The organism is Psychromonas sp. L1A2 (genome assembly GCF_009828855.1).
Lineage (GTDB): Bacteria > Pseudomonadota > Gammaproteobacteria > Enterobacterales > Psychromonadaceae > Psychromonas.
This window is the reverse complement of record NZ_WUAG01000001.1, coordinates 1,703,704-1,729,041: the sequence shown is the minus strand read 5'-3', so window position 1 is coordinate 1,729,041 and position 25,338 is coordinate 1,703,704. Positions and strand designations below refer to the sequence as shown.

Here is a 25,338-nt window from a genome sequence, read left to right as displayed (position 1 = left end):
AAACTTTGAATTTACGTTATATTTTACCACTACTTATCGCAACAACATGCTCATTCAACGTACAAGCTGGAGACCGTTGGTTCGACGTTGAAATAATCGTGTTTAAACGCAATGTTGATGTTCAAAATAGCAGTGAACAATTAGATCAGAATAATGTGTATTTAAAACAACGTGATCGCCTTGAAGTCATAAAAGCAGCTCCAGCAACAAATTGTTTAGCAGGTGAGCCATGCTTACATAAGCAAAACCCTGTTCAAATAACTGATAACGAAATGGTAAAAGAAGGTAATAGGCTCATACTATTGAAAGGATTAAGACTTAAAGAACAACTTAGAAGACTTAATAACCATCAACTATTCACACCATTATTGCATACAGCGTGGCGTATGCCGATTCAAAATAAGCAAGATGCATTACCAATCCATCTATTTGCTGGTAAAAACTACGCATTAGACATGCCTCAATCAGCCAGACTTGAAAAGGCCACGGCAACAACATCAAATGATCTTGTCACTGATCCTGAAAAACTAGATGTATTAGCTTCTCTTCAAAAGAACCAGACACTTCAAGATCTATATGAAATAGATGGTAACTTTTTAATTTATGTACAACGTTACTTACAAATAGATGCACAGCTCATTGTTAGAACACAAACAGAAAAACCAGTTTCATCTTCTGTATCTGTGCTTGCAACGGAGACGCCAGAGGTCGATACAGAAGCAACAGTACAAGTAGTCGCTCAAGAATCTGTACCCAAACGAACGGTAAGAACTGAAAAAGTAATAACAGAAACTTTATTTGATCAAACTAGACGTCTAAAAAGTGGAGAAATTCATTATTTAGACCACCCTTTATTCGGTATTATTATTCAGATACGTAGATAATTTACTAAATATTGAGTCGTATTAAAGATTATAAAGTCACTCTAATAAGCCTAATATAATAAATAAAAAAGGAAGCTAATTAGCTTCCTTTTTATTTAAACTCTCAGTATTGAAAATACTTAAATAGTTCGACTTTCCCATAACTGCTTCGCTTTTTGTAATGCTTCATCTTGCGAGCTAGCGGGTTGCATTTGTTTTAAGACCATTGCAACGGTAGTGATAACAGCTGCATCTCCGTAAGCATCTTCAATCTCTTTATTCCAAACTTTTAACAAATATTCAGCAGAAACTTCTGTATGGGCACCTGAGAAATCTTCTAAATACGTTGGCCAATCTTGCTCAACATACTGAGCTTTCCCATTTACTTGCGTTACACCACAAGCCAAAGTAGAAACACGAGGATTAACTTCACTTTCCCCACCTTCCCCTTTGAAAGCAATAATACTGTGTTCATTATTTAATAATGCTGCTTGTGCATGAATCTTTTCATAACTTTTATGAAACACACCATGAATACTATAAGGTGCGTTACTTGGATTGATGCTTCTAGCAACCGTATTAAGTGGAGTACGTAAACCGACTTGCTCGCGTAATGCCAATAATTCAATTAACTCAGGACAATAAGCAGATAAAGGCACATACACCAATGAATCATTTTCTAATGCAATCTTGGCTTTTTCAGGAGTGTCAGCAATAACAATATTAAGTAAAGGACATGCTGACTCAACTTGATATTTTACTAAATCAACTGTCATGTGACCGTGTAAAAATATTTTGACGCCATTGGCAGCAAGCAACTTAGCCGCTAATAGTAACCAAGGCGGCTGTCTTTTTTTGCCCGCAAAACATGGCCAATCAAGATCTGGCGTTAATGTATGCCAATCATTTGAAACTTTAGTACGAAGTGCTGATATATATCCAGCTGCTTCTTCCGGTGTTTCACAGCGAACTCGTTGCAACATCAACAATACTGCTAGCTGCAGTAAACTTGCATCACCATTTAAATAATCAGTTAAAGCTTGTTTTGATTCATCCATGGTTAAAGGACGGCGACCTTTTTCACCACGACCCGTTAATTTAATATATTCACTAAACATTATCATTCCTTTTAATCGATGAATACTTCACAAAGACTAAGTTTAAAATTATTGCCATCTTGACTTACTAACTGTTCATTAAATTAACAGTTTTACTCAATATAACCATTAAATATAGTCAGGTAGTTGTGTCACTAAACAATCAACAACTGCAATTGGTTTAGACAACAATAAAACATTGCGGCCATGTACTCCGTAGCTAACCCCAAGACTATCAACACCAGCATTCACAGCCATATCTAAATCATAACTTGAATCACCCACCATTAAAGCATCTGATGACTTTATATTTAATGCTTTTAATAAGGACTGAATCATTAATGAATCGGGTTTGGAGTTAGATTCATCGGCGCATATTGTCATAGAAAACAAATGTTCAGTATTTGTTTTCTTCATCATACGGTTTAATCCGTTACGTCCTTTACCAGTAGCCACAGCAAGTGTATACCCTTGCTCTTTTAAGTTAATTAATAACTCTGCAATACCATCATAAAAAGGCGTCTCGATATCATGCATCCGATGATACTGATCGCGATAAGCCTCAACGAGTGCTTCTTGATCTTCCAATAACAATGTAGGAAACAACTGTTGCATAAACTTAAACCAATAATATTTTTAACTGCCAGCCCATCTGGTATTGTCTGCTTTTGTTGTTTTGCAGCTTGTTGCATACACAGAACAATTTTATCAATGGAATCCATTAAAGTTCCATCCCAGTCAAAAATAATTAATTGATATTTCATATTAGCTTCGTTGTAATTTTCCTAACAATTCCTCTAAACGAGGACAAAGTGGTGCACTAACCGTCATTCTTTTCTCAAGCACTGGGTGAAAGAAAGTAATGTGAGCGGCATGTAAAAAGAGTCGATTCAACCCTAATGCTTTCATTTTACTATCAAAGGTTTTATCGCCATAACGTTCATCACAAGCGATATTGTGTCCTTTACAAGCCGCATGAACACGAATTTGATGTGTTCGACCAGTTACTGGGCTTGCTTCAACCAATGTTGCACCCTCATAACGTTGAACGATTTTAAAGTGCGTTTCTGATGCTTTTCCCAGTGGGCTCACTTTAACCACTGAATCTTGAGGAATTTTTAATAGCGGCTCACGGACTAAGCGGTCTTTTATATTCCACTGCCCTTTTACTAAAGCAAAATATTGCTTTTTCATGGTTTTCTGGCGAAGCTGTTCATGTAGTGCACGTAAAACACTGCGTTTTTTAGCAATTAATAAACATCCCGACGTTGCTTTATCAAGACGATGTACCAGTTCTAAGAATCGGGCGTCAGGGCGTAATGCGCGTAACCCTTCTATGGCGCCAAAATCGACTCCACTTCCTCCATGAACGGCAAGACCAGAGGGTTTATTAAGAATGATTAAACCATCATCTTCATAAACGATTTCTGACTCTAAATTCTTAATGCTATTTAGTTTAGGTGATGGTAACGCATTTTCAGGGTCAACTTTAACAGGTGGAATCCGGACACTATCGCCAACCTGTAATTTGTAATCTGGTTTAATACGTTTTTTATTTACTCGAACTTCTCCCTTACGCACTATTCTATAGATCATGCTTTTAGGCACGCCCTTAAGATGTAAGCGAAGAAAGTTATCGATGCGTTGTTGTGCATTTTCTTGAGCGATGTCAATAATGCGTACTGAGTGATTTATCTGTTCCATTCGTTAAGTTTATCACGCCTGATCGCATAATATATAAAAACTTTGTTGCTTGTAAGTAGATATAAATGCGACAATAACAAAGTTAATGCCTCGTGATTTTATGACTATAAAATCGCTGGTAGGCATAACTATTATGAAAGCAAATCAAATGATTAGAATGTAACGCTGCAAGACTAAATTAATTTTAATTTAGTCTATTTGTATCCGCTTTTAACGCACCTCAGAATACTTCCAGTCGAGAGATTGTATAACCAGACATGAGGTCAGCATGCAAAAAACAGTTAGTACATATAAAAATAACGAAAAAATTAAACAAGAGTTCACAAATGAAAAGAATGTTAATCAACGCAACTCAAGCAGAAGAGTTACGTGTAGCCCTAGTCGATGGGCAAAAGCTGTATGATCTTGATATCGAAAGTCCTGGTCACGAACAAAAGAAAGCAAATATTTATAAAGGTAAAATTACACGTGTTGAAGCAAGCTTAGAAGCTGCATTTGTAGATTACGGCGCTGAACGCCATGGTTTTTTACCGCTTAAAGAAATTGCCCGCAACTATTTTCCAGAAGGATACTCATTTAAAGGCCGCCCTAACATCAAAGATGTTATTAAAGAAGGCCAAGAAGTTATAATTCAAATTGAAAAAGAAGAACGTGGTAATAAAGGTGCAGCTTTAACCACTTTTATTAGTTTAGCTGGTAGCTATTTAGTGTTAATGCCAAACAATCCTCGTGCTGGCGGTATATCTCGTCGCATCGAAGGTGATGAGCGTACTGAATTAAAAGCAGCATTGTCAGATCTTACATTACCACATGGTATGGGATTGATTGTACGAACAGCAGGTGTTGGTAAATCAGCTGAAGAATTAGAATGGGATTTAAACGTCTTAATTACTCATTGGCAAGCCATTGACCAAGCATCAAAAACAAAAGCAGCTCCGTTTTTAATTCACCGAGAAAGTAATGTTATTGTACGTTCAATCCGTGATTATTTACGTCGTGATATTGGTGAAATTGTTATCGATAATGCAAAGACTTTTGAAACAGCTAAAAGTCATATCGAAATGATTCGTCCAGACTATGTAAATCGCCTTAAATTATATCAAGGTGAAATTCCATTATTTACACATTACCAAGTGGAAAGCCAAATTGAATCAGCTTTCCAACGTGAAGTACGTTTACCATCAGGTGGCTCAATCGTTATTGACCCGACTGAAGCATTAACCTCTATCGATATCAACTCAGCACGTGCAACACGTGGTGGAGATATTGAAGAAACCGCATTCAACACAAACTTAGAAGCAGCAGAAGAAATTGCTCGTCAACTGCGTTTGCGTGACTTAGGTGGTTTAGTGGTTATCGATTTCATCGATATGACACCTGCACGCCATCAACGTGAAGTTGAAAACAGAATGCGTGAATCAGTACGTCAAGATAGAGCGCGTATCCAATTAGGCCGCATTTCTCGTTTTGGTTTGATGGAAATGTCTCGTCAACGTATACGCCCTTCTCTAGGTGAATCAGCTTCTCGTGTATGTCCTCGCTGTCATGGCCAAGGTACTATTCGTGATAATGACTCATTATCTTTAGCGATTCTTCGTTTAATTGAAGAAGAAGGCTTAAAAGAAAATACAGTTCAAATCCAAGCTCGTGTTCCGGTTGCCGTTGCTGCTTACTTACTTAATGAAAAACGTAAAGCAGTGGCTAAAATTGAAAACCGTCATGGATGTGAAGTTTACATCGTGCCTGATGCAAACTTATTAACGCCTCATTTCGAAGTTAAACGCACTCGTAAAGATGGTAAAGAAGACATCAATTATGATGCGTTAGAAAAACAACATACTGTATACATTCCTAACATTGCTCAAAAAGAACATGAAGAACTAGAAGAGCCGTTACTAAGTGGTTTTAGTGCTCCAACTAAAGAGGCACCAACTGTAAAAGTTGAAGCTAAAAAAACAACAGAAACAAAAGCAGCTGTTAATTCAGATTCTTTAGTGACTAAAGTTATTAATGCAATAGTTAAATTCTTCAGTGACGACTCAAAAGTTGAAACTAAAAAAGAAGTTCAACCTAAACCAGAACCAAAAGCTGAACCGAGCCACACTCCGCGTAATACACGTAACGCCAAAGGTAATCCGAACCGTAATCGTAATAACCGCAATGATAAATCAGCAGATAATTCGGCTGAACGTCGCAGTAATCGTAAGCCTTCGGATCGCAAGCCTACACAACAAACTAAAAAGTATGAGAATGAAGCAAAACCTGCTCAAGATAATACTGAGAAAACCAATACTCAAGAAGTTGTTGTAGCGCGTCGTAAACGTCGTAATATGCGTAAAAAAGTACGTGTTCAACAGCCTGAGAACGCAGTAGAAAGCGCAGTTGAAAATAAAAACACAGAAGTGACTGATGCTAACGTTGATGCAGCAACTCAACCTAAAGCAAATGTTGAAACTAAAAAGCCAAAAGCTAAAGTAAGAAAATCACCTGAAGCGGCCAAAAAAGTTGAAGCTAATCAAGCATCAGTCGTTACAGATGCGGTTGAAACTGAGTCAACAGATAACGTCCCATCAACTAATGATGAAGGCTATACTCCTGTTGAAATCCCACAACGTCGTTCACGTTATTTACGTAACAATGGACAACGTAACAAACGTGATCAACAAAACGATCCGCAAGCTGAAGCTGTTACGAGCCGTTACCCAGAAACAGATGCAAACATAGAAGCTGAAACATCAACAGTAAAAGCAACCGTTCCTGTTGCTAAAACAGTTGATGAAATAGCGAACAACAAAACACCACAACAAGAAGTTGAACAGCTGCAGAAAATAGTTGAACAATCTCCGGTGACATCTGCACAAAAAATACTGCCAGTTGAAAATGCTAAAACCACAGCAAAAGTAGAAAAAAATACTGCTCAAGTTGAAACTGAAACTCCTGCTCCTACTGTTGAAGAAGTTAAAGTTGAAGCACCTGTAGCTACTGAAGTAGTTACTGAAGCAATTGTTGAAGAATCTAAGGTTGAAGAGCCAGTAGTAACTGAAACTATTGTTGAAGAGCCTAAAATTGAAACACCTGTGGCAACTCAAGCAATTGTTGAAGCACCTAAAGTTGAAGTAACTGAAACAGCCATTGAAGAGCCTATCGCTCCATTAGCAACGACAGCTTCACCAAGTAAAAGTGGTACTGTCAGTATTGCTAAAGGTCAATCAACATCAGCAATGGTTAAAACAATCTCAGAACCTTTAGACTTATCTAAAGAAATTAAGATTGTTGCTGCAACAGAACGACAAACAATTGTTAAAGCAACACAACAAGCTGGTAGTTCATTTGCAAGCAATAAATCAAGCAGTGAAACAGTAAAAACGTCACTATAACTTGGTAGGTAATACCTATTGATAAGAACGGATATTTCTATGAAGTATCCGTTTTTTTTTACTGAAGTTTGTATACTAAAAGTTTAGTATTAACATAATTTATTAATTATTAAGGTCAGTGTTATACCAATAGAATTAAATAAGTGATCAGAGATTGCGCAGGAAAAATTAACACTAATAAGGCGTGAGTTGTAGGAGATAGTTGTTCTCACTTCAAAACTCACAACGCAGTTAGGGGTGATTTTAACCAGTAAGAATGATCACCTTATTAATTCTTTTGGTATTATAGACTAACTGATCTGTTTTTCATTATTCAAGGTAACGATATGAGCGAAACCATACATAACAAATTATTAATTTTAGGTTCAGGCCCTGCAGGTTATACAGCTGCTGTTTATGCAGCTCGTGCTAACCTTAAACCAGTATTAATTACAGGTATGCAACAAGGTGGACAATTAACAACAACAACTGAAGTTGAAAACTGGCCTGGTGGTGCAGCTGATATGACGGGTCCTGGTTTAATGGAAAGCATGAAAGAACATGCTTTACGTTTTGATACTGAGATTATCTTTGACCATATCAATGAGGTTGAATTGACCAAGCCTCCTTTTACACTTAAAGGCGATACTGGCACTTATACTTGTGATGCATTGATCATTGCAACAGGTGCTTCTGCACGTTACTTAGGTCTAGATTCAGAAGAGGCATTCAAAGGTCGTGGTGTTTCTGCATGTGCAACTTGTGATGGTTTTTTCTACCGTAATCAAAAAGTTGCTGTTGTTGGAGGAGGTAATACTGCTGTCGAAGAAGCGTTATACCTTTCTAACATTGCATCTGAGGTACATTTAATACATCGCCGTACTACATTCCGTTCAGAGAAAATTTTATTAGACCGTTTAAATGAAAAAGTTAAAAACGGTAATATCGTGTTACATACAGACCGTACTTTAGATGAAGTATTAGGTGATGATATGGGCGTAACCGGCTTACGTTTAAAAGACACGTTATCTGATAAGACTGAAGAATTAGAAGTAATGGGCGTGTTCATTGCCATTGGTCACAAACCAAATACTGATATGTTTGTTGATCAATTAGAAATGAACCATGGTTACTTGAAAGTGCAAACTGGTAGTGAAGGTAACGCAACACAAACAACAATTAAAGGCGTATTTGCTGCTGGTGACGTATCTGACCATATTTATCGTCAAGCGATTACTTCTGCTGGAACGGGTTGTATGGCAGCACTAGATGCTGAAAGATATTTAGATAACTTATAAGCTTTTCTGCTAGAAAATTTCAGTTCTCTAGCAATACCTTTTGATAGCAGATTTTAATTATTAAGTTACTATCAATAAAGCCTTGAGGTTAAAAACAAAAAAGACTGCATTTGCAGTCTTTTTTATTATGAGGCTATTAATTATATCGTTTTATAACAAATGCTTTATGAATGGTATTCATTACAAGCGAATAATGTATTTTCAATTAATGTTGCTACCGTCATTGGGCCAACACCACCTGGTACAGGAGAAATCCAAGCTGCTTTTTCTTTTGCCGCTTCAAACTCTACATCTCCAGTGATTTTACCATTGTCTAAACGGTTAATACCCACATCTAATACAATGGCGCCCTCTCTAATCCAGTCACCAGGAATAAAGTTAGCTTTACCACGCGCAACCACTAATATCTCAGCTTGGCGTACATGATACTCAAGGTCTTTAGTAAAGCGATGACAAGTTGTTGTTGTACAACCAGCTAATAGAAGCTCTAACGTCATTGGACGACCCACAATATTCGATGCGCCAACTACAACTGCATGCTTACCATGTAAATCAATATCAATTGATTCAAGCATAGTGATCATGCCGCGTGGTGTGCAAGATCTTAATAAAGGGATACGTTGTGCTAAACGACCTACATTGTAAGGGTGAAATCCATCAACGTCTTTATCTGGTTTAATGCGTTCAACCACTGATGTTTCATCTAAACCTTCAGGTAATGGGAATTGCACTAAAATACCATCGATGCTTGGATCTTCATTCAATTGATCAATAAGTGCTAATAAATCTTGTTGAGTTGTTGTTGCTGGTAAATCAAATGCTTTAGAAGTGAAACCTACTTTCTCACAGGTACGGCGTTTACTTTGTACATAAATTTGTGAAGCAGGATCCCCTCCTACTAACACTACAGCCAGACCAGGTACACGTAACCCTTTGTCTTTACGGGCTTGTACTCCAATAGCTACTTTATCAGTAACCTTAGCAGCAATCGCTTTTCCATCAATGATTTGTGCAGACATCAAACATTACTCTTTTTAGTTAAAAAATTCGACGCCATTGTCGCAAAACTCACTTAAAATGTCACATCAAAGATGCAAAAATGAGTAACTTAAACTGCAAAATTAAGGTTAAAATCAACTCTTTGATCCACAGCCCTTTTTTATGGTGGCATTCTGCTTTATAAAGCAGCTATGATTGATGGTAAGGTGAAGGATTAAAACTAATATTAATCATTAATGCTTAGCAAAACTCTTTTAATCAGCAATAATGGCCAAGCACCTAAATCAATAACTATTAACCACGCTACTGAGAAACAGTACATGCAATACTCTTTTACTTTAATGCTTAGACGGTTAATTTCTGACTCTAATGCACATTCAGGATTTCGTGTTGTTATTGCAATGACATGTACCTTTATACCTGTTTTATTTGACCTCCAATTAGGTTTGTTTGAGCAATCTAACTTAGCTATTTCTCTGTCACTTTGTTTGGGCGTAATGGCCAGTGCTATCGTTGAAGTTGATGAAAATACCAAAGAGAGAAAGAAATTCATTGCGACCGTTATCGCTTGCTTCTTTGTTGCTGCATCGAGCGTTGAACTGTTATTACCCTACCCACTCTTCTTTGCTATCGGTTTAGGGACCTCTACTTTTGCTTTTATGATGCTAGCCAGTTTAGGGACGCATTATACTAAAATTGGTTTTGGCGCGATTTTAATTGCGATCTACACCATGATTGGCCACCAAGATAATGTTGTGTGGTTCGAACAGCCTCTTTTATTAGCCATCGGCGCACTCTGGTATGGTTTATTTGCTATTTATTGGTCGCATTTAAGTCCTAACAGAACCTTGCGTGAACAACTCTCACAGCTATTTTATGCGATAAGCCGCTATCAACTACAAAAGTCAGATTTATTTGATGCGCAAAAAGGAAATTCTAAACAAGCGATCATTGATACAAGGCAGAAACTAGCGGTCTTAAATATCAGTATTATGGCACGTTTAGAGTCATCTAAAAGCATGATCAAAGGTCAATACAAAGCAAATAGACGACAACGCGAATTAAGTCTATTGAATCAATATTACTTAGTCGCAGAACAAATTCATGAACGTATTAGCGCAAGTCAATATTTGTACAGCCAGTTAGAAAATACTTTTGGGCGAAGTCAGATATTAGAAGGCTTTCACCAATTACTATTACAATTGAGCATGGATTGTCACCAAGTAGGTGCAAACATCAGTGAAAAAAAAATATATCAGCATTCACGCCGTTTAAAATGGACTATACAAGCGCTGTCTGATCAACTTTTTTTATTAAAACAAAAACTGCAATTATTCAATAATAATCAAGAAGCAATGCAAGCTTTACAAGCAATCTACGATAACCTTAATGGTATAGACTGCCTACTAAACTCATTATCTAACATAAACAAAGACAATACCGTTATTGTTGTTGATAGTGAAAACAAACAACCTCTTAGCTTTTGGAAAACAATACGTAAAGCCTATAAACAAAAGACACCGGTATTTAAACATGCGGTACGTATTAGCCTCTCTTTAGTGATCGCTTATCTGATTCAAGTACAATTTCAACTTAATAATGGTTTTTGGATACTATCCACGGTGTTATTTGTTTGCCAGCCTAGTTTCAGTGAAACACGTAAACGTCTTACTTTAAGAAGTTTTGGTACGTTATTGGGGATATTGCTCAGCTTCCCGATATTTATAATGATTGAAAACGAATTATTACAATCTATTTTAATGGTCGTTTCAGCATTCTTATTCATTAACTACGTACGAACAAATTATGGTTTAGCCGTTATATTTATTACTTTATTTGTAATGATATTAACTAATCTACTAGCCCCTTCCGGTATTGATGTTTTATACGCACGCATTTATGAAACGTTAATTGGTTGTGTATTAAGCTTTTTAGCGATTAGCTTTATTTACCCTGATTGGCAATTCAAACGCTTCCCTGCTTTAGTAAATAATCATTTGCTCAATAGCAGTCGTTACTTTAAACAAATAGCACAGCAATATCAGTTTGGACGAAGCGAAAGTATTGTATTCCGTCAGACTCGATTTGCATCCTTTAAATCAGATGCAGCATTAACTTCAGCTTGGCAAAGCATGCTCTTTGAACCCAATTCAAAGCAACATCTTAAACAAGAGGTCTATGGCTTAGTTAATCGCTGTGATGCATTAAACTGCTATATTGCTGCACTGTCTTCACATCGCCATAAAATAGAGCCTCAACAAGATTTAGAGTTATTAAAACAACTTTTTGTAGCCACTTCAGAACAAATTTTGTATACCTATCGTCCTGAATTAAAACAAGCTGCAATTGAAAAAATTGAAATTGAATCATTTCAATTATATAAAGAGACGATGTCAGATGAATCCAAATTAATCGTTGAACAATTACGATTAATTGCTTTCACAGCATTAGATATACAGGTACTTTTACAACAAATCGAAAATAGAGCACAGGGTGAAGTCGCCTCTCTGGCATAATTACTCAAACAAATTTAAACAAAGTAAAAGATTACTCTTTTTAGGATAGGCAATTTATTACTTTTAATATAGAATTTTGCTCCAATAAAGCGCTCACACGGTAAAGGAATTAGACTTGATATTTAATGGTCAAGAAATTGCTACAGATGCACAAGGCTACTTACTCGACTCAACACAGTGGGATATAGCATTAGCAGCTGAAATAGCACAATTAGAAACGATAGCAATGACAGATCAACATTGGCAAGTTATCTATTTTGTTCGTGATTTTTATGAACAATTTAATACTTCTCCAGCGATTCGCGCTCTAGTCAAAGCGATGCAAAATAAATATGGCAAAGATCAAATAAGTAGTCGTTATTTATACAAATTATTTCCAGATGGCCCAGCGAAACAAGCCACTAAAATTGCTGGTTTACCTAAACCAGCTCGATGTATATAAGCACAATATAAAGGAAAGTTAATATGCCTAAGGCAAGTGATATCAAAAAAAATACTGCAGTTGAATTTAACAACAGCGTTTACATTATTAAAGACATTGAGCGTTCAGTTCCTCAAGGTCGAGCAGGCGGCAGTTTATATCGTATGCGTATGTACGATGTTGTTTCTGGTGCAAAAACTGATGAAACATTCAAAGACAGTGACATGCTCACATTAGCGGACTTAATTCGCCGTAATGTTATGTTTTCATACCTTGATGGTGATGAGTTGGTCTTTATGGATAGCGAAGATTACACGCCATACAACTTAAATAAAGAAAGCATCGCTGATGAAGTTTTATTTATTGATGAAAATACACAAGGTTTACAAGTTGTTATTGTTGATGGTGCGCCAGTAGGGGTTGAACTACCAGCAAGTGTTGATTTAGTCATTGTAGAAACAGACCCTTCTATTAAAGGTGGTTCTGCTACTGCTCGTACAAAACCAGCTATTTTATCAACTGGCTTAACAGTACAAGTACCAGAGCATATCTCAACGGGTGACAAAATCCGTGTTAACACGACTGAAAAGAAATTTATGGGTCGTGCATAAGCGTTATACCAATTATAAAAGCCGATAATTTTATCGGCTTTTTATTACCATTTACTTATCCTTCATTTTCCTGCTTTAATACCAATGGAATTAAATAAGTGATCAGAGATTGCGCAGGAAAAATTAACACTAATAAGGCGGGAGTTGTAGGAGATAGTTGTTCTCACTTCAAAACTCACAACGCAGTTAGGGGGGATTTTAACCAGCAAGAATGATCACCTTATTAATTCTTTTGGTATAACTGCCCTTTTAAAACTAGCTGTTTAAATTCAAAATAATAAAATTTAGATAATAAAAGGCGTTCTAATGCCAATTACATTAAATAACTGATCTAAATTTTACACAGGAAAAATAACTATTTTAAGACGTAAGTTGTGGCCTTTCGAAGATTAACTTTGTTAATCGTCTGTCGGAGAATTAACTAAAGATGTTAATGCTTTAGTGGTTGTTGCCTTTACGAGATTTATAACGATAAAATAAGTCATTTTAACAAGCTAAATAGATCAGTTAATTAGCATGATTACTATAATAAACTCTCTACATTAAATAATTAAATGATGGTAATTAATTGTAAATTACAGGTTTAAGACGTTGTCATATTTCGTAATAAATCTAGAGACGGCTAATAGACTGGTTTTTATGAGACTGTAATAAAAAATAGAGAGGGAATAAAATTAAAGGTAAAAAAGTGGTACAACGCAAACCTGTTGTTTACGTCATAACACCAATATATTTCTACATTTACAGCTTAAAGCGCTTGTTCCACGGTTAATAAACCGACTTGCATTTCCGTTATCTTTACTTCGGTTCCTGCAGTTAATGATTGGTTCGCTTTAACTTGCCAATTAATGCCCGAATAGCGATGGGTGATGGTTTTTCCAACTGCTAAATCTTCAGGTAATGTAAATGTCTCACCAATCATGCCATTTTTTACTTGGTGTATTTCACCTTTGTTTTGCAATCGTTTCATAGGCTGCCAGCTTATCAAAGCCACAATTGTTGAAATAACGGCTGTTGCTAATAACGCATTAAGCATGCTCGTAGGCAAAACGCCTAACGCCATCAAAATACCAGTAATAATAGTACCTAGCCCAACAAAAAATAAAACAAATGTTGAAAAACCCAAGACTAATACTTCAATGGCTAAAAGAATAAGACCCAGTACCACTAAAGCCTGCGGTAAATGTAAAAGAATATATTCCATAATCAGCCTTTATTTTTTATTTAAGCTAGTAATGATAGTCATTGCTTGTGCAACCATAGACGCTGCATCGTTACCGCTATCAGGTAATAATACTACTGATGATTCTTTAGCAATGGCAGCTTTAGCTTGAATCGCTTTAGTCGCTAGATCTAACTGAATAGCTTTTTGGCCTGAGTCAGTATTAGCAGCTTCACCAACTCGATTTAACGCTTCTGCTTGAGCCGTTGCAACAGCAATAATGGCTTCAGCTTCACCTTGAGCTTGCAGTACTTGCTCTTCTTTTTCAGCTTCCGCTTTTAATACTACTGAACGCTTTTGACCTTCAGCAACATTGATAGCGGCTTGGCGATCACCTTCAGACTCTAAAATTTGAGCACGTTTAACACGCTCCGCTTTCATTTGCGTTTCCATCGCTTCCATAACGGTTGTCGGTGGCACAATATCTTTAATTTCATAACGTAAAACTTGAATCCCCCAAGGACCGGCGGCTTCATTGATTGATGCAACAATATTGGTATTTAGTACATCACGTTCTTCAAATGTTTTGTCTAATTCCATTTTACCTAACTCAGAACGCATCGTTGTTTGTGATAACTGCGTAACGGCAAAAACATAATCATCAATACCGTAAGTTGCTTTATGTGGGTCTAGTACTCTGAAAAATAATACGCCATCAACACTTAACGAAATATTGTCTTTAGTGATCGCACTTTGGCTTGGTACATCAACGGCTTGTTCTTTAAGAGAACGATTTGCGCCTATGTGGTCGATAAAAGGAACAAGAAAATTCAAACCAGCTTCTCGAGTCGATTGGTATTTACCAAATCGTTCAATTAAAAATGCACGATTTTGTGGCACAAAAATAATTGATTTTTTTAAGATGATAACGACCAACACTAGAATAAAAACTTGTATATTGAAAATGTACTGAAATAAGATATCCATATTAATTCCTTTATTAAAATTATATAATTAAGTGATAGTAACGTGTTGCTTCATTAAATAAAACAAATCATTAACCTCTATCGTTTACCTATAAGTTTGAGTTTAAATATTGTGATTGGTGCACTGTACAATCTTTTGCGTTGTCAATTTCACATCAAAAAATACGATGTATTTAAGGGCTAAATTGAAAATAAAAATAATCAAGTATCCCGATTAAGTACATTTTTATAACGATAAATGTCGACTGCTAATTATATACGGAGATTGTTGACATAAAGGTCACATGAGCACTTATTGTTTAGTATCTTTTATTGAGAATATTAAGTGTTAGCAGTCCTTATGGTGAGACGACTAAGTTAAAAGTTAACACCGTTACATTAAATAGATATCAAAAATTTCAATCCCATTTTATTAGGAAAATAACATGTCACAAAAAATTTATTGCATCGCTATGTTTAGAGCAAAGCCAGGCCAAGAAGATGCATTATTTAAAATACTACAATCACTTGAACCAAACTCACAACGCGAAGATGGTTGTATTCAATACTTAGCAACCCGTCATATACAAAGTGACTTTGCGGCAGGAGAAAGTTTTCCTTTAGTATTTAATGAAATTTGGGCAAATAAAGTAGCTTTTGAAGCACACTGTCAACGTAAAGAGATTGTTGATTTCTTTGAACAACAATGCGTGGCAGAGAATGGCTTAGTTGAAGCACATAATGTGTGTGTGTATAGCGATCAACCAACTAATTATGATGCCCCAAACTTATAAGTTATAGATTGAAGATTAATCATCATCTTTAAATATAAAAAATTAAAGGCACCAATAACATAGTAAACAGATTTTATTTAATAGGGATATTATGAATAACACTACATTTTTCAAACAACTTACATTTTCATGTTTATTGATGACCTCAATGAACTCATTTGCAGAAGATTCATTGCCACCATCTGCACGTATTGTCGGTGGCGATGAAGTTACTAGTAAATCAACGTACCCATGGATAGTGAGTATCAAAACGGCAAACACAGAAAGTCATTTCTGTGGTGGTTCTTTAATCGATGAACAATGGGTGTTAACAGCGGCACATTGTATGGAAGGTTTATCGGCAGATAATATTATTGCGACAGTAGGTGAATACGACTTATTTTCTTCTACTGAAACACCATCGACCAATATTGATAAAATAATTATTCATCCTAATTTTAATACAGTTACTTTTGATAACGATATTGCACTTATCAAATTATCAACTCCTGTAACTAATACTACCATAATGGCACTATCCAGCTTAGAAACGACAGAATTTACTTCAGTTAATACAATAACATCAACAGCGATAGGCTGGGGATCGACGGTAGGTTTTTCATCTGGCGAAGATGTAAACCCAATTTACCCAGATATTTTAAATGAAGTTTCACTTCCCCTTCTATCTACTACAACATGTGGAGCAGCTATTCCTAATTTCACTGATAACATGGTATGCGCAGGAGATATTAGTAATGGTGGTATTGACTCATGTCAGGGGGATAGTGGAGGCCCATTAGTTGTTGAATCGATAGAACAAAATGAAACCCAACAAATTGGGATTGTCAGTTTCGGATTTGGTTGCGCAGCGCCTAATAATCCGGGGGCTTATACTAAAGTGTCAAATTATTCAGAGTGGATTGATTTACAAATCAATGCGGTTACAAGTGTCAATAATACTGACTATTTTGTCGCAGATATTGGTGAAGTCAGAGTGTTTACTATCACGATTCAAAATAATTCTGAATCTCTTATCTCTCCGACTTTTTCTTTATCAAACGAAGCTGAATTTACGTTACAAACCATTGAGTGCGCGGGGTTAGCTGCAGACAGCACTTGTGATGTGAGTTTTGAATATAAACCGGATGCCTATCAAACAGATAAAACAACCCTCCTTGTAGAAACCAATGATGACACAGTAGCAGATTCAACGATTGAAATTGAAGCTAAAGGCATGCAAATCGTTAATCCTAATGATATTACTTTTACCGAAAATACCGATGTAACTTGGTATCAATCAAATACATTACCATGGTTACTTTCGGAAGATGCAAGCTACCTTCAATCACCGTCTATTTCTGATAATGGTGCCACACAAATAAACGCAATCGTATCTGGGGATTGGTCGTTGAAGTTTGATTGGGCGATTAGTTCCGAAGAAAATTATGACTTTTTGACACTGTTTATTAACGGTATTGCGATACAGAGTATTTCTGGCATACAAGATTTCACATCAGAAGACTACCAAATTGCTGGAACAAACACCGTTATTACTTGGCAATATACTAAAGATTCAAGTTTGGATGGAGGTTCAGATGTCGCCTTTTTGCATAATGCACGGATGATTGGGATCGATCAATCATCAACAGATACCGCTACTGATTTACCTTCTTTAGAACCTGTTGTAGTAGAAAGTAGTAATAATAGCAGCAGTGGAGGTAGTTTACATTGGTGGAGTTTATTTTTATTAATGATAATCACGACCTTTAAACAGTCATTATTCCGGTCTTCAATTGTTAGTAGTAAATAACGTAAGTTTTCTATTTTTAGGTGCAGATAAAACAGGTTTATCTGCAATTTAACGTTATACTATTAACAATTTTTTTGTGACCTACCATGCAAACTGTTATGGTAGCGTCCATTATCACCACCCTATCAGGAAGTTATTATCGTGAGCGACACCTCTTTTGCAACCTTACCTTTATCGAAAAGTCTTTTAACTAATTTAGAGTCTTTAAACTATCAAAAGATGACTGAAATACAGGCACAATCTTTACCATTAATTTTAAATGGAGAAGACGTCATTGCACAGGGTAAAACTGGCTCAGGCAAAACAGCTGCATTTACGCTTGGTATTTTACATCGCTTAAACGTTAAGCAATTTAGAATCCAATCATTAGTTGTTTGTCCTACTCGCGAATTAGCAGACCAAGTCGCCACAGATATCAGAAAGCTAGCACGCTCTATTCATAATATTAAAGTAATGACCTTATGCGGCGGCACACCGCTTAGTCCGCAAGCCGCGTCTTTAGAGCATGGAGCCCATATTATTGTTGGTACTCCGGGGCGCCTTCAAGACCATCTTAATAGAGGATCTTTAAATCTTGAACACTTAAGTGTGTTGGTTCTTGATGAAGCAGATCGCATGTTAGAAATGGGTTTCCAAGACGCTATTGACAGCATCATTGAGCACAGCCCAAAACAACGTCAAACATTGTTATTCAGTGCAACCTATCCCGAGCAAATTGAAAAAGTAGCAAAGCGTATTATGAATGCGCCTAAACAAGTTACCGTAAAAGCAACACACGATAATAATGTAATCGAACAAACATTTTATTCTGTTCAAAATAACCAAGATCGTATGATCGCGTTGCGTTTATTATTAAACCGTCATCAACCAGAATCGAGCGTGGTATTTTGTAACACCAAACGTGAAGTGCAAGAAGTTGCGGAAGAACTTGCAAACCGTGGTTACAGTGCGATTGCCCTTCATGGTGATTTAGAACAGAAAGACCGCGATCAAGCATTAATTCGCTTTTCCAATAAAAGCGCGCGTATTTTAGTTGCAACCGATGTTGCTGCTCGAGGCTTAGATATCGACAACCTAAGTGCTGTATTCAACTTCCATGTTGCCCATGATCAAGAAGTACATGTTCATCGTATCGGCCGTACAGGTCGCGCAGGTAGTAAAGGATTGGCGTTTACTTTCTACAGCAATAAAGATGACCATAGAATTAAATTATTAGAAGATATTCTTGACCGAAATATCAACCCAAGTCCATTACCTGATAATTCATTATTAGATACACCACCAGCAGCATCTGAAATGATCACAATACGTATCGAAGGCGGCAAAAAACAAAAAATTCGTCCTGGTGATATTGTTGGTGCATTAACCGGACAAGATGGTATTACAGGTCAACAAGTGGGTAAAATTGCAGTATCTGAATACTGGTCTTACGTTGCAGTACAACGAGAGCATCTTAAAATTGCCTTTAAAAAACTAAGTGAAGGAAAGCTAAAAGGTAGAAGCTTCCGAGTAATGGTTGTAAGAGGCTAACCATTATATCAATTACCAGTTTAATTTGATCAAATTAAACTGGTAATATTTCTTCTCTACGCAATCCCCTCTGTAACCAAAAACCTATAGATGAAAATCAAAAAACACCTTCTTTCAATACAAAAAACGAATAAATGAGATTGATTTAAAAGCACATAACAAAAACCACATTTGAGCCATAATCTCTTCTTATACAATGGCCTATCGCTTTAAAACAATCAAAAACATCTTCAGTAATTTCACCTTTTTATTACCCAAATTTTAATTTCGAACAAAGCGCCAGTCACACATTAATTAGAACTCAAAGAATCGACTTATATACAGTGTCACGTCACTGAACCTGAAAAAGAAACCTCCCTTAGATCATATTGAAATACGCTTCCAACAATAATTTGTAATATTTTGTAAAAATGCATCTTCAATTGTAAGTAAATGTAACTTCTTTTTTTATGTGAGCATTTTATCATTTTTTAAATAGCACTATCGCTACACTCCCGTCATCGAATCAATCGAGCTAACATTAAAAAACCACAACGGAGTGATTTATGAATATATTTGGGAATTTACAAAAAGTTGGGAAGTCATTAATGCTTCCTGTATCCGTATTACCTATTGCTGGGATATTACTCGGTGTCGGTGCAGCTAAATTTAGTATTTTACCTGATGTAGTTTCACAACTAATGGAACAAGCAGGAGGTGCTGTATTTGGTAATATGGCACTCTTGTTTGCAATTGGTGTTGCACTTGGTTTTACTAAGAACGATGGTGTATCAGCACTTGCTGCCGCTGTTGGTTATTACATCATGATGCAAACAATCGAAACATTAGCCCCTGGTGCAAATACTGGTGTATTAGGCGGTATTATTGCAGGTGGTATTGCTGCTGCCATGTTTAACCGTTTCTACAATATTTCATTACCTGATTACTTAGGTTTCTTTGCAGGTAAGCGTGCAGTACCAATCATGACAGGTTTTGCTGCAATTATCGCAGGCGCAATATTATCGGTTATTTGGCCTCCAATTGGTGCTGGTATTTCAGCATTCTCAGAATGGGCTGCTCACCAAAATCCAACCGTTGCATTTGGTATATACGGTGTGGTGGAACGTGCATTAATTCCATTCGGTTTACACCATATTTGGAATGTACCATTCTTCTTTGAAGCGGGTGATTGTGTTAATGCTAACGGTAAAGAACTACACGGTATCTTAACTTGTTACTTATCTGCTGATGATGCAAGTCGTGCAGCTGGTAATGGTTTTGGTCAACTAGCTGGCGGTTACATGTTCAAAATGTTTGGTTTACCTGCTGCTGCAATTGCAATTGCACACTCAGCTAAACCAGAAAACAGAGCAAAAGTAATGGGTATCATGGCGTCTGCTGCGTTAACTTCATTCTTAACTGGTATTACCGAACCAATTGAATTCTCATTCATGTTTGTTGCACCTGTTTTATATGCAATTCACGCATTATTAGCAGGTTCTGCATTTGTTGTAACTAATATGTTGGGTATGGTTCACGGTACGTCATTCTCACATGGTTTGATTGACTTCTTAGTACTATCAGCTAACGCTCAAAAAATAGTTTACTTTATTGTTATCGGTTTAATTTACGCAGTCGTTTATTACACATTATTCCGCGTAGTGATTAAAGCACTAAACCTTAAAACGCCAGGTCGTGAAGATGAAGAGCAAGTTGAGTCTGTTGTATTAAATAACGAAGAGATGTCTTCTGCATTAGTGGCTGCATTCGGTGGTAAAGAAAATATTGATAACTTAGACGCTTGTATTACTCGTTTACGTATCAGTGTTAATGATATTGCACTTGTTGACCAACCAGGACTTAAAAAATTAGGTGCAGCAGGTGTTGTTGTGTCAGGTAATGGCGTCCAAGCAATTTTTGGTACTAAATCAGACAACCTAAAAACAGATATGGAAGCTTTTTTAGCGAAGTAAACACGTTTAATTAAAAGCTATTTATTATCTGAAATAACTAAATAAAAAAGGTAATCATTAATTCATGTAACGCATTGAATGAAATGATTACCTTTTATCGGTTTTACACTAACAAATTATTACTCGCCTTTTGCAACACCTTCACGTCGTGGATCAGCACCTCCAACAAATACATCATTATCACTAACAATAGTGGCAATACCACTCACTCTAGAAGTGACATCAACGGTATGGTTCATTGCTTCCAGTTCACTTACAATCGTTGCTTCATCAGTAAGTCGTTCTTCTTCAATAAACGTTGAACCGTTCGTTGAACCGAAATTCACTAATGATGTTGCTTGTTGTGCATCAAGCCCCCAATCTAATACACCTACTAATGTTTTCGCTACGTAAGTGATAATAGTTGATCCACCGGGAGAACCTGTTGCCATAAAGAACTGACCATCCGCATCTAATACGATAGTTGGCGCCATAGAGCTTCGCGGTCTCTTTCCACCTTCGACTCGGTTGGCAATAAGTGTTCCATCTGCACTTTGATATTCCGTAGAAAAATCGGTAAGTTGATTATTCAATAAATACCCATCAACCATTTGATGTGAACCAAACCCAGTTTCAATCGAGCTCGTCATAGACACAACATTACCTTCTTTATCAACAATCGACATGTGCGTTGTTGAAGGTAAATTTGGAGATTGATCTGGAGACCAGTTTTCAGCACCAGCAGGTTTCCCTGCTTCAGCAGGGCCCATGCTACTTTGCGCGTCGATTAAGCTAAATCGCTCAGTTAAATAAGTTGGGTCAATCATGCTTTCCCAAGAACCACCAGGTAGAGCAACAAAGTCGGTATCGGCGATATAAAGGCCTCGATCAGCATAAGCAAGTCTAGCGGCTTCTGAGAACCAATGAATACCGTTCGCCGTAGGTTGTCCACCATTAAGGTCAATATCCGTTGGTAACCATTGGCTCATATCATGATTCTCTAAAATACCTAAAATTTGTGCAACTGTTATCCCTCCTGACGATGGAGGAGGTGTTCCGCATACCGTATAGCCTCTATAAACACTACAAACAGGTTCATTTTTAACGGCTTCATAGTTTGCAATATCGTCTGTTGTTAAAATGCCAGGAATAGGATTCTGAGACAGTTTAGTCACAATATTTGTAGCATAAGTTCCGGTATAAAATAGCTCAACGTCATTAGCTACATCTTTAAATGTATCGGCTAATGGTTGATTCTTAAGAAGGTAGCCCGCCGGTAAAGGAATGGTATATTCACCGCTTTCATCTGTTAAACAGAAATAACTATTCGCATCAGGGTCAACATAAAAATCAGAGGTATTATCTGAATCTTTACAGAAAACAGCATCACCTTCTATCGAAGCTTCTAACCTTTCTGAGACTTCAAAACCCTCTTCTGCAAGTGATATAGCGGGTGTAAATAAATCACTCCAGACTTTAGTGCCGTACTCATCATGTGCTTTCTTTAACATTTTTAAGGTACCTGGAACGCCCGTTGACTTTCCACCGAGCACTCTTTGAAAGAAACCGTTGTAACCTGATGGCGCAACACCATCAACATAAAACATATCACCCGTTGCTGCTGAGGGTGCCGTTTCTCGACCATCAAAATGAACAATATTCTTAGTGTCAGCATCATAATAAAGCATGAATCCTCCACCACCGATCCCCGATGACTGAGGTTCTACCAATGTTAAGACCATTTGCGCGGCAATCGCAGCATCAATAGCATTTCCCCCGTCTTTAAGTACATCGTAAGCAGCGTCTGTTGCTAAGGGATTATTAGTGACAGCCATATAATCATTAGCAATAACCGCCGATCTTTCTTCAAAACCAGAGGCACACTCAGGATTAGCTTGATCGATTTCACAGTTTACTGAGGCTTCAACACTCGTCTCGTCAGAGTCATTACACGAAGCTAACATCATTACCGCTGAAGTTGCTAAAAATATCCTTGATAGTTTTCTTTTCATCATGTTCTTCCTGTTACAGATAAATTAAATACCGTTATGGTTACGTTAAACGGACATAAAGACTCAATCAAATTTTTAGAAAATAAGATCAAATGACAACTTATATCATTAAATTATAATTTACAAATCATTTTAAAAATAAGCATATAACCTATCTTATTGTTATAGATAGAAAAAATAATTTAAAAAATTTAAGAATGGGTAAATAAGAAAGGCAAGAGAGGTTAATCCGATATAAAACGTAGAGGTGAAAGCGTTAGCTAAAAGGCTCGAGCAATTGTACTTAATACCGACTACATTAAATAAGTGATCTAAATTTTGCGCAGGAAAAATGACTTAGTTTAAGGCGTAAATTGCTCCTTTCGAAGATTAACTTCGTTAATCGTCTATCGGTGAATTAACCAAAGGATGTTAATTCTTTAATGGTTATTCCCTTTACGAAATTTACAACGAAGAAATAAGTTATTTTAACAAGTAAACTAGATCAGTTAATTAGTGTGATTGGTATAAGTAAATAAAACTTAAATGCAACGTTAAGCTAAGCCACAATACTAAAGATATTTAGAAACAACTGATAGGCAATGCTTAACGGTTTCGTCTTTTTCGCCGACTGGTGCAACGTAATGTATTGCAGATTCAGCGGCGCTTTTATCTGCTAACTTACTAATCACCCATGTAGCCAAATATTGCGAGGCTAAACATCCACCAGCAGTCGCTATATTTCCTTTTGCAAAAAAAGATTGATTTAACACATCAACTCCAGACTCAATCACCCAAGGTTTTGTGGTTAAATCAGTACATGCAGGGACATCATTTAACAAACCTAAGACTGATAGTAAAAGTGTTCCTGAACATTGACCACCGATTAGTTGTTTGTCAGGGTTTAAAGATAAGCGATTTAAAATGCTAAGGTCTTGAGAAATATCACGTGTTTGTAGACCACTACCAAACAAAACAGCATCGGCACTGTTAGCGAACTCAAGTGGCTGTTGAGCAAGAATGGTAACGCCATTCATCGAAGTAACAGATTCTGATGGGCAGGTTATTTGCACATTCCAACCGAACTCTTTCATACGATTCATTATGCTTGCTGCAATAAATGAATCTAATTCATTGAAACCTTCGAAGGTTAAAATAGCAATATTCATAGATAACTCCATTTATCTTAGTATGAGGAAAATCTTACAAAGAGTAACAAAGAGGATAGATTAAATCCCCTTCTAATGACTTTTAATCGGCTAAATATCTGTTATTGAAAAATGATGGCTTCCAATATCAAAACGCTCTCTTAAGTAAAACCGATGCGCTGAAAAACGTTGAACACCTGAATCTAGATGTAATTGTTGGCAACCAATATTTTTAGCATATTGTTTAAACCAACTAATCAGAACTGAACCCGCACCCGTTGAGCGGTATGCTTCATTAGTCACAAGATCATCGATATAAATATGCTTACCCCACGCTAATTTTTCACCGACAATAAAACCGGCAACACACAATATTTCTTCACCTTGTTTTACATAAGCGAGTTGATAGCCAGCTGCTTGTTGTTTTTCAATTTGCGCTTTTAAACCTAGAAGATCATATTGAGGTCGAAGTTGCAAAAGAACTTCCGCTACTTTTCCTAGCTCTGAATTAGATTGTAATAAATGTACTTGCATGGCGCCCCTTATCGTTCACAACATCATAGAATAATGCTCATAGGCAATATTTTATTGGATCTTTTAAATTGATTTTTACCATCAGCTCAATGTTATAAACGATACGTTCATAAACATCAGCATAATGAATGTTGTTATACCAACCACACTAATTAACTGATCTATTTTACTGGTGACATCAACTTACTTCTTCGTTATAAATTTCGCAAATAGAGCAGACTAGATTCATAAAATAAGTGCAATTACTCCCTTATATTCAAAATAGGTTTATTGTTAATTCAAAAGAAAAGTAAATTATAGATAGTCTTATGCAATTATTTTTCTCTTTAATTTGAATTCACATTCTTATTAACAATGAAAAATCGATAAAAAGTAGATTGACCTTAAAAATCAACTTTCATTTTTGCTTAAGTGTTTTTTGCTTTGTAACTGAATAATTAGTTTTGTTACAAAGCAAAAAACGAATTAAAGCTCAATTCATCTTTATTTATACAATACAAATGAAGCCTTTAAAATTAAGCCTATAGATTAATTAATAAATACTAACTACCACTAAAGAACGACCATAAATTCACATTAAAAATCTCTTTAAAGACTTAATTAAACCTTTAATTCATGGCTACCCACGT

20 protein-coding genes are annotated in these 25,338 nt (G+C 36.4%); 10 read left to right on the top strand and 10 right to left on the bottom strand.

Features of this window, described 5'->3' with window-relative positions:
• Positions 1-5 precede the first annotated feature (5 nt).
• The gene (locus GQR59_RS07435; RefSeq protein ID WP_160061352.1) at positions 6-884 is read left to right on the top strand and encodes a CsiV family protein; all 879 of its coding nucleotides are present in this window, start codon (positions 6-8) and stop codon (positions 882-884) included.
• Between the two features lie 119 nt (positions 885-1,003).
• On the opposite strand, the gene GQR59_RS07430 is transcribed toward GQR59_RS07435, so the two are convergent.
• From GQR59_RS07430 to rluC, 4 genes are all read right to left on the bottom strand, one after another.
• A complete protein-coding gene (locus GQR59_RS07430; protein WP_160061351.1) occupies positions 1,004-1,981 on the bottom strand; it encodes a glycosyl transferase family protein in 978 nt (325 codons plus the stop codon).
• Positions 1,982-2,089: 108 nt separating this feature from the next.
• The gene (locus tag GQR59_RS07425) at positions 2,090-2,566 is read right to left on the bottom strand and encodes an HAD family hydrolase (RefSeq protein WP_328600617.1); all 477 of its coding nucleotides are present in this window, start codon (positions 2,564-2,566) and stop codon (positions 2,090-2,092) included.
• Positions 2,449-2,724: an HAD hydrolase-like protein gene (locus tag GQR59_RS18905; RefSeq protein WP_328600593.1), complete on the bottom strand. Its 276-nt coding sequence runs from the start codon at positions 2,722-2,724 to the stop codon at positions 2,449-2,451. The genes GQR59_RS07425 and GQR59_RS18905 overlap by 118 nt, the downstream gene beginning before the upstream one ends.
• Before the next feature lies 1 nt (position 2,725).
• Complete coding sequence (gene rluC, locus GQR59_RS07420; RefSeq protein WP_160061350.1) at positions 2,726-3,664, bottom strand: 23S rRNA pseudouridine(955/2504/2580) synthase RluC; 939 nt, start codon at positions 3,662-3,664, stop codon at positions 2,726-2,728.
• A 326-nt stretch (positions 3,665-3,990) separates the two neighbouring features.
• On the opposite strand from rluC, the gene rne reads away from it, so the two are divergent.
• Together rne and trxB are read left to right on the top strand one after the other, a co-directional pair.
• The gene (gene rne / locus GQR59_RS07415) at positions 3,991-7,041 is read left to right on the top strand and encodes a ribonuclease E (RefSeq protein WP_160061349.1); all 3,051 of its coding nucleotides are present in this window, start codon (positions 3,991-3,993) and stop codon (positions 7,039-7,041) included.
• 326 nt (positions 7,042-7,367) lie between these two features.
• Positions 7,368-8,318 carry a thioredoxin-disulfide reductase gene (gene trxB, locus GQR59_RS07410; RefSeq protein ID WP_160061348.1) on the top strand — a complete coding sequence of 317 codons (951 nt, stop codon included), beginning with the start codon at positions 7,368-7,370 and terminating at the stop codon, positions 8,316-8,318.
• 164 nt (positions 8,319-8,482) lie between these two features.
• Here trxB and folD read toward each other — a convergent pair whose 3' ends face one another.
• Positions 8,483-9,337, bottom strand: coding sequence for a bifunctional methylenetetrahydrofolate dehydrogenase/methenyltetrahydrofolate cyclohydrolase FolD (folD, locus tag GQR59_RS07405; RefSeq protein ID WP_160061347.1), 855 nt, complete (start codon positions 9,335-9,337; stop codon positions 8,483-8,485).
• Between the two features lie 300 nt (positions 9,338-9,637).
• Between folD and GQR59_RS07400 the strand changes: the two genes are divergently transcribed.
• The 3 genes from GQR59_RS07400 (at position 9,638) to efpL (ending at position 12,865) form a co-directional block, all read left to right on the top strand.
• Positions 9,638-11,833 (top strand): FUSC family membrane protein, encoded by a 2,196-nt coding sequence (locus GQR59_RS07400; protein WP_160061346.1) that lies wholly within the window; start codon positions 9,638-9,640, stop codon positions 11,831-11,833.
• Positions 11,834-11,948: 115 nt separating this feature from the next.
• Positions 11,949-12,275 (top strand): TusE/DsrC/DsvC family sulfur relay protein, encoded by a 327-nt coding sequence (locus tag GQR59_RS07395; RefSeq protein WP_160061345.1) that lies wholly within the window; start codon positions 11,949-11,951, stop codon positions 12,273-12,275.
• A 23-nt stretch (positions 12,276-12,298) separates the two neighbouring features.
• On the top strand, positions 12,299-12,865 hold the full coding sequence (gene efpL / locus GQR59_RS07390; RefSeq protein ID WP_160061344.1) for an elongation factor P-like protein EfpL: 567 nt from the start codon (positions 12,299-12,301) through the stop codon (positions 12,863-12,865).
• A 748-nt stretch (positions 12,866-13,613) separates the two neighbouring features.
• Here efpL and GQR59_RS07385 read toward each other — a convergent pair.
• Positions 13,614-14,069 carry an NfeD family protein gene (locus GQR59_RS07385; RefSeq protein ID WP_160061343.1) on the bottom strand — a complete coding sequence of 152 codons (456 nt, stop codon included), beginning with the start codon at positions 14,067-14,069 and terminating at the stop codon, positions 13,614-13,616.
• Positions 14,070-14,078: 9 nt separating this feature from the next.
• On the bottom strand, positions 14,079-15,014 hold the full coding sequence (locus GQR59_RS07380; RefSeq protein ID WP_160061342.1) for an SPFH domain-containing protein: 936 nt from the start codon (positions 15,012-15,014) through the stop codon (positions 14,079-14,081).
• Between the two features lie 424 nt (positions 15,015-15,438).
• On the opposite strand from GQR59_RS07380, the gene GQR59_RS07375 reads away from it, so the two are divergent.
• From GQR59_RS07375 to ptsG, 4 genes are all read left to right on the top strand, one after another.
• The gene (locus GQR59_RS07375; protein ID WP_160061341.1) at positions 15,439-15,786 is read left to right on the top strand and encodes a putative quinol monooxygenase; all 348 of its coding nucleotides are present in this window, start codon (positions 15,439-15,441) and stop codon (positions 15,784-15,786) included.
• A 91-nt stretch (positions 15,787-15,877) separates the two neighbouring features.
• On the top strand, positions 15,878-17,575 hold the full coding sequence (locus GQR59_RS07370) for a S1 family serine peptidase (RefSeq protein WP_160062494.1): 1,698 nt from the start codon (positions 15,878-15,880) through the stop codon (positions 17,573-17,575).
• Between the two features lie 141 nt (positions 17,576-17,716).
• Positions 17,717-19,105, top strand: coding sequence for an ATP-dependent RNA helicase DbpA (dbpA, locus tag GQR59_RS07365; protein WP_160061340.1), 1,389 nt, complete (start codon positions 17,717-17,719; stop codon positions 19,103-19,105).
• Between the two features lie 545 nt (positions 19,106-19,650).
• Entirely contained in the window at positions 19,651-21,057 is a 1,407-nt protein-coding gene (ptsG, locus tag GQR59_RS07360) for a PTS glucose transporter subunit IIBC (RefSeq protein WP_160061339.1), read from the top strand.
• A 119-nt stretch (positions 21,058-21,176) separates the two neighbouring features.
• Here ptsG and ggt read toward each other — a convergent pair whose 3' ends face one another.
• From ggt to GQR59_RS07345, 3 genes are all read right to left on the bottom strand, one after another.
• Positions 21,177-23,051 (bottom strand): gamma-glutamyltransferase, encoded by a 1,875-nt coding sequence (gene ggt / locus GQR59_RS07355; protein WP_160061338.1) that lies wholly within the window; start codon positions 23,049-23,051, stop codon positions 21,177-21,179.
• 548 nt (positions 23,052-23,599) lie between these two features.
• Positions 23,600-24,196, bottom strand: a complete 597-nt coding sequence (locus tag GQR59_RS07350) for a DJ-1/PfpI family protein (RefSeq protein WP_160061337.1) — start codon at positions 24,194-24,196, stop codon at positions 23,600-23,602.
• A 90-nt stretch (positions 24,197-24,286) separates the two neighbouring features.
• The gene (locus GQR59_RS07345) at positions 24,287-24,709 is read right to left on the bottom strand and encodes a GNAT family N-acetyltransferase (protein WP_160061336.1); all 423 of its coding nucleotides are present in this window, start codon (positions 24,707-24,709) and stop codon (positions 24,287-24,289) included.
• Between the last annotated feature and the right edge of the window lie 629 nt (positions 24,710-25,338).

Coding starts and splice junctions, on each gene's coding strand:
- GQR59_RS07430 (WP_160061351.1), bottom strand. CDS start 1,981: ATGTTTAGTGAATATATTAAATTAACGGGTCGTGGTGAAAAAGGTCGC.
- GQR59_RS18905 (WP_328600593.1), bottom strand. CDS start 2,724: ATGAAATATCAATTAATTATTTTTGACTGGGATGGAACTTTAATGGAT.
- rluC (WP_160061350.1), bottom strand. CDS start 3,664: ATGGAACAGATAAATCACTCAGTACGCATTATTGACATCGCTCAAGAA.
- rne (WP_160061349.1), top strand. CDS start 3,991: ATGAAAAGAATGTTAATCAACGCAACTCAAGCAGAAGAGTTACGTGTA.
- trxB (WP_160061348.1), top strand. CDS start 7,368: ATGAGCGAAACCATACATAACAAATTATTAATTTTAGGTTCAGGCCCT.
- folD (WP_160061347.1), bottom strand. CDS start 9,337: ATGTCTGCACAAATCATTGATGGAAAAGCGATTGCTGCTAAGGTTACT.
- GQR59_RS07400 (WP_160061346.1), top strand. CDS start 9,638: ATGCAATACTCTTTTACTTTAATGCTTAGACGGTTAATTTCTGACTCT.
- efpL (WP_160061344.1), top strand. CDS start 12,299: ATGCCTAAGGCAAGTGATATCAAAAAAAATACTGCAGTTGAATTTAAC.
- GQR59_RS07385 (WP_160061343.1), bottom strand. CDS start 14,069: ATGGAATATATTCTTTTACATTTACCGCAGGCTTTAGTGGTACTGGGT.
- GQR59_RS07380 (WP_160061342.1), bottom strand. CDS start 15,014: ATGGATATCTTATTTCAGTACATTTTCAATATACAAGTTTTTATTCTA.
- GQR59_RS07375 (WP_160061341.1), top strand. CDS start 15,439: ATGTCACAAAAAATTTATTGCATCGCTATGTTTAGAGCAAAGCCAGGC.
- GQR59_RS07370 (WP_160062494.1), top strand. CDS start 15,878: ATGAATAACACTACATTTTTCAAACAACTTACATTTTCATGTTTATTG.
- ptsG (WP_160061339.1), top strand. CDS start 19,651: ATGAATATATTTGGGAATTTACAAAAAGTTGGGAAGTCATTAATGCTT.
- ggt (WP_160061338.1), bottom strand. CDS start 23,051: ATGATGAAAAGAAAACTATCAAGGATATTTTTAGCAACTTCAGCGGTA.
- GQR59_RS07350 (WP_160061337.1), bottom strand. CDS start 24,196: ATGAATATTGCTATTTTAACCTTCGAAGGTTTCAATGAATTAGATTCA.
- GQR59_RS07345 (WP_160061336.1), bottom strand. CDS start 24,709: ATGCAAGTACATTTATTACAATCTAATTCAGAGCTAGGAAAAGTAGCG.